This window comes from Paenibacillus sp. MCAF9, from assembly GCF_052114265.1.
Classification (GTDB): Bacteria; Bacillota; Bacilli; order Paenibacillales; family Paenibacillaceae; genus Pristimantibacillus.
On sequence record NZ_JBFREL010000038.1, the window covers coordinates 1 to 16200 of the forward strand.

Annotated in this window: 9 protein-coding genes; 4 read left to right on the plus strand and 5 right to left on the minus strand. The window is 44.9% G+C overall.

Annotated elements, in window-relative coordinates; translation table 11 throughout:
* A partial coding sequence (locus tag AB4Z45_RS29670) for a cadherin-like beta sandwich domain-containing protein (RefSeq protein ID WP_441912916.1) occupies positions 1-1701 on the plus strand: 1701 nt, incomplete at its 5' end.
* A gap of 282 nt (positions 1702-1983) precedes the next feature.
* On the opposite strand, the gene AB4Z45_RS29675 is transcribed toward AB4Z45_RS29670, so the two are convergent.
* The 4 genes from AB4Z45_RS29675 to AB4Z45_RS29690 all read right to left on the minus strand — a co-directional run bounded on the left by AB4Z45_RS29675 (position 1984) and on the right by AB4Z45_RS29690 (position 8359).
* Positions 1984-3630: a glycoside hydrolase family 19 protein gene (locus AB4Z45_RS29675; protein ID WP_441912917.1), complete on the minus strand. Its 1647-nt coding sequence runs from the start codon at positions 3628-3630 to the stop codon at positions 1984-1986.
* Positions 3631-3902: 272 nt separating this feature from the next.
* A complete protein-coding gene (locus AB4Z45_RS29680) occupies positions 3903-5705 on the minus strand; it encodes a CBM96 family carbohydrate-binding protein (protein WP_441912918.1) in 1803 nt (600 codons plus the stop codon).
* 45 nt (positions 5706-5750) lie between these two features.
* Entirely contained in the window at positions 5751-6215 is a 465-nt protein-coding gene (locus AB4Z45_RS29685; RefSeq protein ID WP_441912968.1) for a CBM96 family carbohydrate-binding protein, read from the minus strand.
* The gene (locus tag AB4Z45_RS29690) at positions 6206-8359 is read right to left on the minus strand and encodes a fibronectin type III domain-containing protein (RefSeq protein ID WP_441912919.1); all 2154 of its coding nucleotides are present in this window, start codon (positions 8357-8359) and stop codon (positions 6206-6208) included. Before AB4Z45_RS29690 ends, AB4Z45_RS29685 begins: the two co-directional genes overlap by 10 nt.
* Positions 8360-8604: 245 nt before the next feature.
* On the opposite strand from AB4Z45_RS29690, the gene AB4Z45_RS29695 reads away from it, so the two are divergent.
* Together AB4Z45_RS29695 and AB4Z45_RS29700 are read left to right on the plus strand one after the other, a co-directional pair.
* The gene (locus AB4Z45_RS29695) at positions 8605-9477 is read left to right on the plus strand and encodes an AraC family transcriptional regulator (RefSeq protein WP_441912920.1); all 873 of its coding nucleotides are present in this window, start codon (positions 8605-8607) and stop codon (positions 9475-9477) included.
* 104 nt (positions 9478-9581) lie between these two features.
* Positions 9582-9881 carry a hypothetical protein gene (locus AB4Z45_RS29700; RefSeq protein ID WP_441912921.1) on the plus strand — a complete coding sequence of 100 codons (300 nt, stop codon included), beginning with the start codon at positions 9582-9584 and terminating at the stop codon, positions 9879-9881.
* A 196-nt stretch (positions 9882-10077) separates the two neighbouring features.
* On the opposite strand, the gene AB4Z45_RS29705 is transcribed toward AB4Z45_RS29700, so the two are convergent.
* Complete coding sequence (locus tag AB4Z45_RS29705) at positions 10078-14934, minus strand: S-layer homology domain-containing protein (RefSeq protein WP_441912922.1); 4857 nt, start codon at positions 14932-14934, stop codon at positions 10078-10080.
* Positions 14935-15342: 408 nt separating this feature from the next.
* Between AB4Z45_RS29705 and AB4Z45_RS29710 the strand changes: the two genes are divergently transcribed.
* Positions 15343-16200, plus strand: a complete 858-nt coding sequence (locus AB4Z45_RS29710; RefSeq protein WP_054025684.1) for a class II fructose-bisphosphate aldolase — start codon at positions 15343-15345, stop codon at positions 16198-16200.

The window sequence follows — 16200 nt, forward strand, 5'->3', positions numbered from 1 at the left end:
GCATTGACGTTAAGCGGCGTGACACTCAGTCCGGCATTTGCCAGCGGCACATTAACGTACACCGCAAATGTAGCTAACGACGTGACGAGCACGACAGTTGCGGCAAGCAAGAGTACTGCAACAGCTGCGATTACAGCAGCCGATCTAGGGCTGAAACAGCTGACGGTAGGAGAGAATGTGATCACCGTTCATGTAACAGCGGAAGACGGCAGTACAAAAAATTATACGGTCACCGTAACACGTGCAGCAAGCTCAGATGCAATGTTAAGCTCATTGACACTAAGCGGCGTTACATTTAGCCCAACGTTTGACAGCGAAACTTTGGAGTATACAGCAGAAGTAGCTAACGATGTGACGAGCACGACAGTTGCGGCAATCAAAAGTGATGCAACAGCTGCGATTACAGCGGCCGATCTAGGTTTGAAAAAGCTATCGGTAGGAACGAATGTGATTACCGTACATGTAACAGCAGAAGACGGCAGCACACAAAACTATACGGTTACCGTAACGCGAGCAGTAAGCACAGACGCAACGTTAAGCTCATTGACTCTAAGCAGCGTGACACTTAGTCCAACGTTTGACAGCGAAACTTTGGAGTATACGGCAAATGCAGCTAACGACGTGACGAGCACGATAGTTGAAGCAGCTAAGAATAATGATGCGGCTGCCATTGCAGCTGATGATCTAGGTCCGAAACAGCTTTCAGTAGGTGAAAATACCATTACTGTGCAAGTCACAGCAGAGGACGGCAGTACAAAAAAATACACCGTCATCGTAACACGTGCGCAAAGCGCAGATGCAACGCTCAGCGAACTGACATTAAACGGCGTCACACTCAGTCCGAAGTTTGTAAATGGTACATTCGCTTATACCGGAAATGTAGCCTATAACGTGACGAGTACAACGATTACAGCTACTAAGAGTGATGCAACAGCTACGATTAATGAAACAGATTTAGGTTTCAAACAGCTTTCAGTAGGAGAGAACACATTCATCGTTCACGTAACAGCCGAAGACGGTGTTACAAAGAAGCAATACAATATCATTGTTACACGTGCAAAAGAGGTTGTATCTGGTGGAGGTGGTTTGCCGGTACCTACACCAGCGCCAACACCAACTCCGGTACCTACGCCAAAACCGACACCGTCACCAACACCAACGATTAGCTTAGTTGATATCTCCAGACACTGGGCTGAAGATAACATCAAGCAAGCGATTAGCAATGGAATCGTGACAGGTTATCCGGACGGTACATTTAGACCTAACCATACCGTGACACGCGGAGAATTTGCAGTCATGCTGATGAATTTGTTGAAGCCGCAAGAAGCGGGAGCGGAACTGTCATTCACAGATACAACAAAGATTCCAGCTTGGGCGCAGAAAGCAATCGCACAAGCGGTACAGGAAGGTATTATTAATGGCTATGAGGACGGCACTTTCCGGCCGAATGCAGAGATTACACGCGCAGAAATGGCAGTTATACTAGCTAAAGCTTTGGGTCATTCTACGGAAGCCATTGCTGCAACAAGCTTCGCGGATGATAATGATATTCCTGCGTGGGCGAGAGCTAGCGTTGCTTACGTAAAACAAGCGGGCATTGTAAAAGGGAAGGGCAATAATGAATTCGCCCCTCAAGACCATGCCACAAGAGCTGAAGCTGTAACCGTTTTGCTGAACATACTGGCAAGTCGGAATAAGTGAATAAGTTCATCCTAGAGTCTGAAACTTGGAATTTTTATTAAAGGATGGAGTTATATGCCTCACTACTATTTTAATGAAATTTGGACACCTTTTAAAATCATAGGTATTCGTCTATATCGCGATGACGATAGGGACGTATGGATCAAGTTCTGGAACGCGAAAAGACGCCGAGTCATCCGAGCAGGATAGATACCTGCATTTCACTTAAAACAGCAGCCCTTAACAAATAGGGGCTGCTGTTTTAGTCTTTTCAGCTGCATCGATTGGCTGGTTTTTACTTTGTTAGAACGGGCTCATCCCGATTGTATTGACTTTCTCGCCAGTTATACTGATGCCCATTCTCGTCGTAATGTCACGGTAATGACCAACACGGCGACCGACTCTGTAGTCCGTCTCGTCTTTGTTTCCTTCAAAGTTGCCGTTAATAATCATAATGGTTACACCAAACCCAGCAGGCGTTAACCCTTTGGCAATGTCTGACGCAGATGGTGTCCAGTTGCCGACCATTACATCATGTGCAGAAGGTTTCGGCGGTTGTGGAGTCATCCAAAATAAGATAGCTGTCATAAAACCTAGCTTGCCGTCGTTTACGATTAATTCAGGTTGTTGGAGCAATGTGTTCTGAGTGCCATAAATAATTCCGCTAATAAGTCCGTAATTGTAGTTCCAGCTAAGCTGAATTGGTCCACGTCCGTGATACGACTTGCCTGGAACTGGAGGGAATTCAGCATGGCTTTGAATGTACCCTGTGTTTGTGGAATTAATATAAGCGACTTCTTCATTCCAAAATAGTCCCCAGCTCAGCTCGCCGCCAGGTGCTGTCGCCCAGCCTCCGCCTGTTTCATGCGCAATATTCGCGAGGAAAGCTGCCAGCTCGCGCTTGCGGTTTACAGCGGAACCTTCTTTAATAAATGTGCCAAAATCAACCGTTTTAGAGATGACCGGTACTGTCAAATTCCATGAAGCGTTGAAATCTGCATTTTGAGAAATGAGTGTTTCTGTTTTCGTTGTTTTGTTCAAGCGGAATACACGGTTGTTCCATGTAGCACCTTGGCGGTATTCAAGCTTGTACTTAATGTTTGCAACGTCTGTTACTGCAGCGATTAGGTTGTCATAAGAATAATAGTCGACTTGACCAGGTTTATAATACGTTTTGCTAGCAGCGAAAGTGTGCCATGCAGGTGTGCCGATACGCATCGGGAACAGTGCTTCATATTCTGTTTTTGGCAGTGCGGCTTGTACGGCTGCCGCTGCGTTTGCTGGTGAATATTGAGGATCAATTCCACCCCATTGTGCTGTAATTTGTTCATCGGTTAGAACGCGGCTTTGTCCGACATTCAGTTCGGCAAGAGAGGTTTTTACGGTGATGGGCGTACTTGCTGTTGTGTTGTTGGAGCTGTCTTTTGAGGATACAGAGTAGATATACGAAGTGTCTGGCTGCAAGCCAGTATCGGTGTAAGTTAATGTGGAGGCGTTTGTGGAACCAACTTTTGTAGCGCCGCGGTAAATATCGTAACCGGTAACAGCAATGTTGTCTGTTGCAGCATTCCAAGTTAATGTGACTGAATTAGCGGTTTTTCCTGGCGAGGCAAGATTCGTTGGAGCTGTAGGTGGAGTTGGGTCTTGGTTGCCCCCGCCCGTACCTGGCTCAAGCAGCATCCATGGTGAGCTCGATGGAGCGCCAGCACCGGGTATATCGCCTTGTGTCCACCATTTGGCTCGATAGTTGTTGTTATTGTAGCTCACTTCATCGCCGGTTAAATACACTTGGGTGGACACCCACGATGAGGCCGTTAATGCAGCTTGCTGCTGAGGAGCATTGGCGGACACGGTTTTTGACACCGCTTCCAATTGAGCCAATAATAACAAAGTGGATAATACAATGACGGTTATGCGGATGAGCTTTCTGCTTATCAGTTTGCGTTTCATAGACATCCTCCTAAACTATTTTGTTAATTTCAACAACAAGTATATAATCTTCCAAAAATTTAATATATAGACGGTAATAACTATATTATTTTGTTTGTTTGTGTCGATTGTTACAACATTTGAACTATTTTTAGGGATAAATTTATGAGATATTAATATTTTTATGTAAAATAATACAAAAATACCCCAGTGCAATTGTACTGGGGCTTTGATCGATTTATTCGGTGTCTACTTATTAAAGCGACAAAGGGGCTGCTATTTTTTATAAGCTATTAATATAGGGTAAACTTTCCTTTATACAGATTAGAAGAGCCGTCGAATCTTGTGTTGTCTTTCACTTTAGCTGAACCGCCTACTGCGTTTACGATGTACCCGACCCCGTCCAAGTGGACATTGTTGTTTTTGAAATCATTATTGGTGCCAGTTGGATAGCTTGAGCCGTGTGTGCGATTCTGGAACGCATCGACTACGCTGCTGTTGCCATTGCGGCTGCCAGTATTGTTGTAGATCTTGGAGTTAACCCCCTTCACGTCAATAAAGCTGTCCGCTGAGTTTGCCCCGGAAATTCCAGTGCCGTTAAATGTGCAAAATTCCACGAGAGTTCCGTCAGCACCCTCTTTAATATCGATATGCTCAGCTGTTATTCCAGGGCCGAAAGTGGTGTATCTTATAGTATTGCCAATGACGGTGTGCTCGTAAGCAGCACTTTCATCCGATCCTACATAAGCGCCTTCACCGTATCCCGCTTGATATTTTCCAGTATCATAAATGTTGGCGTTATCCAGTGTATTGTAGGAGCTGCCGTCTCTGAAATGAACGCCTTCGTCGCCCACATTGTATATTTCGGCCTTGTAGATGAAGTTGTAGTTTCCATTGTCAATCATGATCCCCTTTTGTGCTCTTGTTACTTTAATATCGCGAATGTCCCAATAGTCGCCTGTAAGATGAATGCCATAAGAACCATCATTGGTGGCGGGTCCTTGCAATATAGGGGGATTAGCTGGGTCACAACCCTTCAACACGATGCGGCTGCCGGAAGTGCCGCTGGCGCCAGAATAGAAAACTCCGGTTGGAACGCCGTTAGCATCCAATCTAGGATCACCGCTTGCAGCTCGAATACCCGAGTAGGTTCCTGGCGCAATCGTGATTATCGTACCTGCGCTCGCATTGATCATCGCAGCTTGAATAGCAGCTGCGGAGGTTAATGCGCCGGAACAAGCTGCTATCCCGCCGGACTGTGTAGTAGCGCTGACGGTATTGCTCGAAACGGACTGATTGCCTGCCGCATCCTTTGCTTTTACGTAATAGCTGTAGGTTGTCGACCCGGACAAGCCAGTATCACTGGCTGTAGTTGTGGCTACCGATTTGAGAAAACCGCCGCCGCGGTAGATGTCATATCCAGTCACGCCCACATTATCCGAGGAAGCGTTCCAGCTCAAGTTAATTTGACTGCTCGAAGCAACGGAGGCGCCCAAACCAGTTGGTGCAGTCGGTGCGATTGTATCTCCTCCCCCTCCGCCGATGCTGGAGACGACAACCAGCTCTGGTTTATTGGTGGTATTCTCCTTACTATTTATTTCTGTATATTTCCCAGCCGTTTCTGATAATACAAAGGAAGCAGCACCATCGCCGCTCGCTTGCCCTTGCACGTAGGCCGTTACATCAATTTCTACATATTGAAAGCTGGTTGTTAGAGCTGCACTATTGATATGGCTGCCGGTTGCAGGTTTGCTACTCCATGTAAGTGCTGTTTGTGTCCAGCTGTCTGCCGTTTGAGAAGCGGTTAAGGTAGAGGTTGATGATGCTTTCGCATAGACCCGAAGCTTAGCGCTTGTAATGCCAGAAAGGCCATTCAAACTAAATTTCAGAAACGTGAGCCGCTCTGATCCACTAGTATTTTTAACGAACATGGAAGTAGCAGAACCATAATTTGTAGCTGCATTGCTTTCATAAACATAAGAGTCATCAGTAGGACTGAGTGTAGAGGTGGCACCAAACACGGCGCCAACATTCAGCATCGATATCATCATAAAAATACTCATTAACAGACCAATGGACTTAAAAGACTTAGTCACGTCTTCATCTCCTTCAAAATAAACCTGGTTTTGCGGATGAACAAATTAATTTGTAACAATGAGCTCTGGCTTATTGGACGAGTTCTCGCTGGTGTTGAGCGTGGTATACTTCCCAGCAGATTCACTGAGTACAAAAGAAACAACAGCATCCCCGGCTGCTTGAGCCAGCACGTAGGCCGTTACATCAATCTCGTAATATGCAGCGGTTGTATTCATTACTACAGAACCAACAGCTGTGCCTATTGGAGGCTTATTAGCCCAAGTCACTGCGGCTTCCGCCCAAGAGTCCGTTGTCTGTGATGCCGTTAAAGTAGTTGTGGCAGATGCGCTTCCATAAACGCGAAGCTTGGCATTCGTTACTGTTCCGGTTATCGAGCTGAGATTGAATTTAAGAAGGGAATAACGAGTTTGCGAGGCGTCCGTCTTCACATACATGGATGCGGCGTCCCCGTAGTTTTTTGCTCCATTGCTTTCATGTACATAGGAGTCGTCTGACGGGCTTAGAATAATGTTAGTACCGCCGCCCCCGCCAGCTTGTGTTTTGCGCTTGCTATATTGCTCGGAGCAGACGTATTTCCAGCCGCGTCTTTCGCTCTTACGGTATAGCTGTAAGCTGTACTCGCTAGGAGTCCCGTATTGCTATATGAAGTGCCGGTTACACTGCCAATTAGTGAACTGTTGCGGTATACATCATATCCGGTGACGCCTACGTTGTCTGAGGCTGCAGTCCAGCTTAAATTAATTTGTGAGCTTGATACCGCAGCTGCTGTTAAGTCTGTCGGCACGGTTGGCGCCTGCGTATCTGGGGTTTCTGGGCTTGTGCACGTATTGGTCGCTGTGCCGCTGCCAAGCAAGGATGCACCCGTGAATGACAAGCATGCATATACGCCTTTATTGAAAGAAGAAGTGAAATCTACTTTTTCGTTGCCGCCCCATGTGCTGATGAACGTGCCTGTTGGTTTTTGCAAATGAGCCCAAGCCATGCCATCCCATCCAAGCTGATAGATTTTATTGAGTTGGTTGTAAGGCGCGTAGCTGACATAAGGGCCGCCTTTTGTCTCTTGTTTCGCCATGGTGTTGTTGAAAAAAACGTTTTGTTCACCTGTCGATCCCGACCACTTTGTAGCGTGCGGGCCAGCACCGTACCAAATCGGGTACCAAGTGCCCTCAAGTACATCCTGACCGCCTTCTCCTTCACCCCATGAGCTGTGTTCAAAAGGGATATTAATCGTATTTTGTTCAATCAGATTTCTGCGTTCCCAGCCGCCATGCAAGTTCATATCTGTTGTGAGCGCATTATTTTGAACAACATTGCCTGTTGCTGACCATTGAAGCGTGAGATGGCGCACACGGTCGATTTTGTTTCCGATTATTTTGCTGTCATACAGCTTGGAGCCCCGGACGTAGCCATGACCGCCCTTGCCTTTATTCCATGAGCCGAAAATAATATTATTGCGAATCTCCATATTTTTGGCGAATTCGGTTACGATCGGATGAGAGCCTGTCATATAAGTCTGAATGCCCTTTACCCAGCCGTCTTGCGCCCATTTGAACAAAATGCCGTGCAGGGCGTACTCCAATGCCCCATTTTTGTACTTCAGCCCGACTCCGCCGGGATTTGATGCTGCATCATAATCGTTGGCATTTATCGTTGAGGCATAAGGTGTATAGGAAATGTCTTGCGTAAAGTAGAAATCTTCGAATCCAACGCCTTTTACCGTCGTTACTTTCATTACTTTACTGTAATAGGTCGCATTGGATCCGCCAGGATCTGCAGGCAGCAGCCCGCCGTTGCTGAATGGAACATCAAATTCAAGCGGCTTATCGAGCGTTAGCGTATCCCCGCTGACGCTGGCTACCGTAAACATTTGTGTCCGCATATGGCCGTTGTAGCGATACTGCTCGGGACCTTGCATTTGATCATAAAAGGCGACCGTGTTCGCAGCTCCCACATAAACGGTGCTGCCTGCCTGAAACGAGCTGCCTTTGCCGGAAGCTACCTTTATTTGTGTACTGCCTTTGGTGCCGCCACCGCTGGAAGCGACTCTTTCTCCGCTCAGCCAGTGAAAATTAATGCTTCCTTCATAAGTAGAATCGTTAGCGTGCTTGGTGCGGTCTTCGACTCGAAATGCGGCATAACCAGGCCACAGCTTCCCGTCAATTAACGGGGCTCCAGGGTTTGCAGGGTCTTCGGAGTAAGTAGCTGATGGCTTGAAAACAATCCTTGTTCCAGTCGCAGTGTTATTGCCTGCACCCCGGATCGTAACGTAGCTCGCGTCCACACGAACCTGTTTATTTAAATCGATTTGGCCGGCAGGCAATTTTAGAATAGCCCGGTTGGAATCACTAACTGCTTGACCATTTACTTTCAGCGTACCGCTACGAATATCGTTAATGACTTGCTGGAGCGCATTTGAATCGTCAACACCGTCGTTAGCCAAAATGCCCTTTGTCGTTAGATCAATAATTGTACCGCCGGTTGGCAGCGCTTGCCCGCCTTTGTAGCCTGCGGTGGTCCAGTTTGGCAAAGAGGGATCAACAGCAGCTTCAACGGAAGAAAGGCCAAGAGATGAGAAAATGATTAACGAAGAGAGTATAGCTGTACAAAAATGTTTGGTTTTTAAATCTTTTATAGCTGAATTTAAATGAAACATCCTCATTCCTCCTTTAATTGATCGTTCTACATTCGGTCTCTTGAAGCAGTATGCAGGGCAGGGCTTCACCACCTTTTATGAAAAGAATGATGACTTCCTTTAAATGTCTGACATACTTCCAGCATAACAAAATGTAAGCGCTGCAATTTTCATTTCATTGCTAGAAAATGATATTTTGTTGCTGTCTTTTGCTACAATTATTAGAAGCGCTTTCATTATAGATTTCATGATGCAGGAGGGATCGTATGAAGCTTAGCACGAACGTGAATTTGAACAAGGAGCCTTTCCATCTCAACTATTTTAAGACAAGCAATCAGCGCAGCTGGGAGGTGTTCCACGCTCACCAAAGCATGGAATTCCTATATGTGTATGAAGGCGAAGGCATCGCCCACATCCATGGTTGCCAATTTCCAATTAAACCGGGTACGCTGCTGCTTTTCCAGCCTTTCCAGCTGCACCGGCTGGAGGTGAGCGAGCGTTTTGTACGGACCGTGTTTATGTTTGATCCATTTCCTGTGTCTTCGGCACTCGCGATCTTTCCATCGCTTCATAAGTTTTTTTCTGTTCTATGGAAGTCCACGCTAACTCATCCTGTTCTATATATGCCACCAGCCCAAAATGAATTTATAAACCTCTATGAGATGCTGAGTATAAGGTTGAAAAATGTCCCTCCCTCCAAATGGCATGAGGAATATCTATTATTCGTTATTTCCTTTCTGCAGCAGCTCCGCCACTTCGAAAAGCAGCTGACGCCGATAAAGACCCCAGCACCTGAGCCAAAATCCTCGTTGACGATCAAGCTGATTATCAACTGGGTGGATGCAAACTTTAGAGATAAGTTTATGCTGGAGAGCCTGTCGGACGAGCTTCATCTATCTACCTTTTATTTGTCCCACACTTTCAGTGAAAAAACAGGCAGCAGCCTGACGAAGTTCATTTGTTCTAGGCGACTAAGAGAGGCATGTCATCTACTGGAGACGACATCGAAAAGTGTTAGTGAAATAGCAAGCGAGGTTGGATTTCAAAACTCCTCTTATTTTTGCAGGGTGTTTAAAGGAGCTTTGGGCGTAACGCCTAAGAAGTATCGGTCTGAGGTGTTTGGAGAGGGGCAGCTTTAAGAAAATTTGCAAGAATTTAATAAAAAGTACAAAGAAAATAATGTAACATTATGTTATTGTGGGAAATATATCAAAACTGTAATTAATAGAAGGGGGAAAGTGTTATGAAAAAATTAGAAATCATAAAAATAGGGCCGAAGAGTGCTTTTAAAGCGACATTATATTTTGCTATTATTCCATTATCCATTATGGTTGCTTTAGGCTTTTTAGTCGCGATTATTGGACTCGCTATTGGCAAACCAGGCTTACTGTCAGCAGGAATTCCTTATATTATAATGCCCGTTATACTAATTTTTGTTTATGGCTTGATTGGGATGTTAAGTGCCTTCATCTATAGTAAGCTAGCGACAAAGTTTGGCGGTCTTGAAGTATCGGTTGTAGAAAAGGATAACCTTATAGGATAATCCGTCATAAAAGACCGATCTCAGCTTCGTGTAGAACGCTGGGATCTTGACTTTGACACGGCTTTACAGTCCTTCATGTTGATTGCGCAGTAAGAGAAAAGCCAAGAAATATGCTAGTTATAACCCAGCATTTTCTTGGCTTTTGAGTATGAATGAATTGTCGAGCTTGAATCCACTTCAATAGCGGCGGATGGTGCTATTGCTTAAATAATAGCTCTTTACCATCCGAAAGATACGTATAATAGTGATCTTTTGAAGCTTCTTCAATATGCTCGAATGCCCAGTGAGCAGAAGTCGCATCCGGCCAAGATGGTGTTGTCACACCTGTAAGCGGTCCTCTTCCTAGCAAACGGTTCATAATGGTAACTGCTTGCGCACGTGTTACATATTCCTTCAGACCGAACGAGCCATCTTCAAAACCGATCATAACCCCTGCTTTGCTTACAGCGGCAATAGCTGCTGCAGCCCAGTGCTGATCAGATACGTCCTCAAATGTGTTCGTGAATGGTCCTTTAAGATCAGCATTTAACCATTTGGCCGCAATCATTGCCATTTCGGCTCTCGTTATGCGGTCATTTGGCCGGAAGTTGCCCTGCTTATCGCCAATCATTAATCCAATATCTTGTAGCTGCTCGATGTTAGCTGCGGCCCAGAAGCCTTTTGCAACATCCGGGTAGAGCTTTTGGTATTCATAAACATTAGGTAAATTTTTGTTGCGTGCTAGTAAAGCCGACATCTCCGCTCTCGTGATCGTGTTATTCGGGCGGAATGTGCCATCAGGGAAGCCTTTAATATAAGCATTATGATGGCCAGGGTTTGCAATGTTCAGGTCAGTGAAAGACTTCAAAGTGCCTGTGAAGCCGCTGCCCGGCTTATAAGACACGGTTGCTTCAAAACCAACGGGAATAGGATTCTTCAGCTGAATAATAACTTGATTGCCATCCATTTTAACGTCTTTTATTTCCACTGCCTTGCCACTAATTTTTACTATAAAGCCTGATGTGTCCACCTTACCGCTGCCATCAACTAGATCAAGAACAATGGTTCCCACTTTTGGATCGATGGTGGTCTTCTTCACTTGCTCCGTCACAGGCTGAGCGGGTATGACGGTACTTTCACCTGTCGACCGTTCTGTTAACTGAATAACGGAGAAAATGCTGAACTTGTCAATTTCAATCTCTAGCCCAATTGCAGTATCACCGCTGTACACAACGGCAGGTTTCATTACCACTTTTTCTCCATCGCTATGCTCTACAAAAACTCGCAGCGAATCTAAAAAGCTGTCGTAGTTGCTTGAAGGCACGGTGATTCCGTTCTTTGCAAATGGTAAGAACAGTGTTGTTGTGTAATCGCGATAGTTTGTTTCAATTTCCAACGATGAGCCGATTACTGCAACATTTCGGCTTCCAGCTGCTGCTCTGACAACTGTCTCATTCACAATGCTGGTATTTAATTCCGTTTGATGACCAGCATCTTTTACTGGAATTAAGCGGAAAAACAAGTCAAGATAACGATCTGCCATTCGGTCAATAACATTTGCAGCAATGGATATCGTTGCATATTCTGTACGTATATCCAACGTATTTTGGTTTGTGTTTAACAGTCTTATAGATTGTCCAGGAATTTCGACAGCAATCTCACCTGGCTCGTCTCCTGCAACCTCATCAACAAATACAGTTGATACTCCGTTTTTTGTTCTAAGATCATTAATAAACCTTGCTGCTGCTGCCGGATCAAAAATGGCTTTGTCAATTTTTATTCCATTTGACAACATAACACGATTAATGCCAACCGGCTCACTCACCTCGTTGTCTGAGCCGCCAACAACAGGGACTTGTCGATAATTCTCGATTGTTGTCTTTGTTAGGTTCTCGGCTTTGACAATTAACAGGAATGTGCGGGTTTTCGTTACACCATTTTTAGAAACGGAAGCGGTGAGTATAACACTCTCATCCTTTGCATGACGATGAACAAGTGTCTTGATTGATCCATTCTCAGGCAATGAAATTTCAATTGCACTTGGCTTGTTGGAAGTCCAATCGATCATCGTTTCATTGGCCCCTGTTGTTACAATGAGTACAGGAAGCGTAACACTCTCCCATGTATCGTTTGCTTGGTAACCAATTTGCAGGGCCCTCAGTGCATCATCAATGGCTTCGTCTGTCGTGAATTCGACCGTTATAAGCAAGGGCTTGCTTTCATATCTGTCTTTTTCCGTTAATGTCACTTGAATTTTGGTTCCAGGCTCAAGGTCAAGTCCTTCGATGACAACGGTTCCCGTCTCTTCTCCGGCATTTACCGCACGTTTCAACTCTGTACCATTCTCGTCGTATACAATAATGGTCGCCCCAGCAGGCACCTCTACTACCTTAACGCTGCCAGTCGATACACTTGCTTTAACCTTTGAACTTTCCGGTGAGCCACTATCTATTTTTGCTGTGCTAGAAGTGGATGGGCTTTCCAGCTTTCCAACTTCTGCAATTGCAACCTTAACCAAGTCTCCCTCACCAAGTACATGCGGGGCTTCAAGGTTAACTACAACGGTAGCTATGGACGTATCCGTGTTTGTAACTGTACCAATAACATCGCCGTTCTTGTCATATACGTTGATAGTTGCACCTGGTGGTACATCTTTAACGGTTACTGCGTTTTTCGTTGCGTTTGTTTCCACATTGTTGCTCTCAAGCGGAGCGCTTTCCGTTTTTGCTTCGCTCGATATCGGTTTACTTTCCAGATGACCGTCTTCTGTGATCGTAACTTTTACAATATCGCCTTCAGCAAGCGCGTTTGTAGGTTCAATAGTAACGACAACGGCTGTTTTTGATGTGCCTGTATTTGTAGCCTTACCGATAACATCACCGTTCTCGTCGTATACTAGAATGGTTGCACCCGGCGGTACATCCTTGACGGTTACGGTATTGTTTGTTGCGTTCGTTTTAACGTTATTTGTGTCAAGCACGCTGCCGAGCTTCGCTTCGCTAGACACTGGCTCGCTTTCGAGCTTGCCTGTCTCTGTAACTGTAACTTTAATGTTGTCGCCTGCCTCAAGCGTATGCGGTTCTTTAATTTCAACTACAATATCTGCTTCCGTGCCAGTGTTAGTAGCTGTTCCAATAACCTCGCCGTTCTTGTCATAAACGTTGATAGTTGTACCTGGCGGTACGTCTTTAATCGTTACCGTATTGTTCGTTGCGTTTGTTGTAATTTTTTTCTCGTCCAACGGGTCGCTCTCCAGCTTCGCAATGCTTGTTACTCGTTCGCTTTCAGGCTTCCCGTCTTCTTCTGTAATTGTAACTTCAATGATGTCACCTTCATGAAGCTTGGTTGGCGAATTAATAGTAACTACAACTTCTGATTCTTTATCGCCGTTGTTGGTTCCCGTACCGATGAGCTCATCATCGTCGCCATACACGTTAACCGTTGAGCCCGGCGGTACGTCTTTAACGGTTACTGTGTTTTTGGGTACATTTGTAGTAATTTTCTCTTTTTCAGGCGCACTGCTCCGTAAAATTGGAGTTACTGCAGTTACGTCGCTGGCTACTTCACCACTTTTTGCATATGAAATATCAATTTGGCTGGCGCCAGCCAGTATATCCTTGCCTTCTTCGGTCAATGTCAAGAGAGCCGTTCCGTTCGTTGCAATTGATGAAGTTGCAATGACTTCATGATTGTCGTCGTATAGGGTTACGGCTACTCCATTCGGAACTCCTGTAATCGTCACATTACCTTTAGCCGTATAGGACAATACGATGTTATCTGCTACAGGCGCCTCAGTCATAATCGCTGAGCTGCTCGCAGAAGTGCCTCCGTTACGGGTGACTACGGTAATATTGTTGGTACCGGCCTGCAGATGACTCGAATCATCAAAGGTATAAACAAGCACGCCATCACTATTTGTACTGTACTCGCCGTCTACTAATTGATTGTTAACATAGATATCAACCTTTTCATTAGGCAAGTTATCACTTTTGCTAATGCCGTTGACCTTGATATCAATACCCGTCTGTGCTCCAACACCTGTGGAGAATACTTTATTGATTGTAACTGCACTTGGTCCTTGCTTGTAATTTCCGTCGGATTTTAGTCCTCCTTCAACGTAGGAGTTTTTGAAATACCATGCCAGAATATCATGATGGGAGTTGGCTCCCCCTGTACTTGCGCCAAAGCCTACATATACCTCTTTGTTCATAAGGGATTTGCCGACATTGCGAGTCAGTGATCTGTTATCCGCATTCGTTCGATTATTACTTAAACCATAGGTAGTGGTAAGATTGCCATTCTCGTCATAATCAACCCAAACATGAACGTAAGCATTGCTTGCGCCGTAATCGTACAAACGGAAATTAGCGCCTTGCAAATTATCAATAACGTCGCCGCTGCCCTGTTGATGATGGTTGTTGCCATTCATTACAATAGCGACATGGTCTGCAGTAGGACCGGTTGGATTCGTTATCGGATGATATTGATTTAAGCGATTAAAAGGGGTGTTGGGATCATTGTATTGAATTCCCTTATGTGGTCCGAGGTTTTTCCACGTATCGAACTCTACACCTACGGAGTTTGGAATACCGGCATAGCCTACGCCTTCGCCTACCCCGCCTAGAACAGGAGTCGGATTATCCTGAATAATAAAGGTTAGACCATCAGCGGGTCCCGGAAAGTTTAAATTATTTAACGAAGTGCTTCCATTCAAATGCATGACAAAATAAGTACTAAAACCGCCGTCAAGCTTAATTTTATTTGTACGAACGACGATGCCGCTTGAATCATTCGTAACCGGCACTACTCTTAATCGTCCGTTCGCTGTTGTGGCGGTGTTATTTCGGCCCGGAATAGCCGGGAAACTCAGCACTCTGGTCGCATCATTAGATACAACTGCAGTAGGACCGGTATGATTAAAATTTTGCCAGCCGACATAGATTGGCAGCGAGTCCGGCTCGGAGCTCGCCAGCACAGGCGTTATCGGCGCCGCTGAGAGTACCAAAATAAAGGAAGTAACAACTAATAAAATCCTTCTAAAAAATGAATCTTTGTGTAGATGATCAACATGCATGATTTTTCCTCCTGGTTGTGGTCATCGATTTGTAAAAATATGCTAATTAGCACATTCCTAATTATACCATCCTGCTCTGTACAAACTCTAAACATCCCTTGATATGTTGATCAGCATTTGTAAATCATGAATAAAATTACTTTATTGCTTCACTTTATTATTTTCGAGAAAAAAATGATGAAAAACCTATGTGTAAGCGATTGCAGCTGGGAAGTGTTCGTTATTTAGGGGCAAAATAAGTTGATTTATTAAAGGATAAAGATGTACAATAGTTGGGTGATTGATAAAGAAGTATCGGGTATTCAGAATGTTAATGGTCCTGACTATGCATTAGTGATAATTGTCACAATATAATCAGGCATTTACATGATTAAAAATAGTTAGTTAAACTCTAAGGAGGATTTTAATATGGCATTGGTATCAATGAAAGAAATGTTGAACAAAGCGTTAAAAGAAGGCTATGCAGTTGGTCAATACAACATCAACAACTTGGAGTGGACACAAGCCATTCTAGGCGCTGCTCAAGAAGAGCAATCCCCGGTTATCCTTGGCGTTTCTGAAGGCGCAGCTCGTTACATGGGAGGTTTCACAGTTGTAACTGCAATCGTGAAATCACTAATTGAAGAAATGAAAATTACAGTTCCTGTTGCGATCCACTTGGATCACGGTTCCAGCTTTGAAAAATGTAAAGCTGCGATCGATGCTGGATTTACATCCGTTATGATCGATGCTTCACACTCACCATTTGAAGAAAACGTAAAAACGACTCAAGAGGTTGTTGCATACGCGCACGAGCGCGGCGTTTCTGTTGAAGCTGAGCTAGGTACAGTTGGCGGACAAGAAGACGATGTAATAGCTGAAGGCGTTATTTATGCAGATCCTAAGGAGTGCTTCGAGCTAGTACAACGTACTGGTATTGACTGCCTTGCTCCTGCACTTGGTTCCGTTCACGGTCCTTACAAAGGTGAACCAAACCTAGGCTTCAAAGAAATGGAAGAAATTTGCCAAACAATCAAATTGCCACTAGTATTGCATGGCGGCACAGGTATCCCAACTGAGCACATCAAAAGATCCATTTCGCTAGGAACAGCGAAAATCAACGTAAATACAGAAAACCAAATCACATTCACAAAAATCGTTCGTGAAGTGTTGAGCGCAGATTCCGAAGCTTTCGATCCGCGTAAATTCCTTGCTCCAGGTCGCGAAGGAATCAAACAAACCGTTATGGGCAAAATGCGTGAGTTTGGTTCATCAAACAAAGCGTAA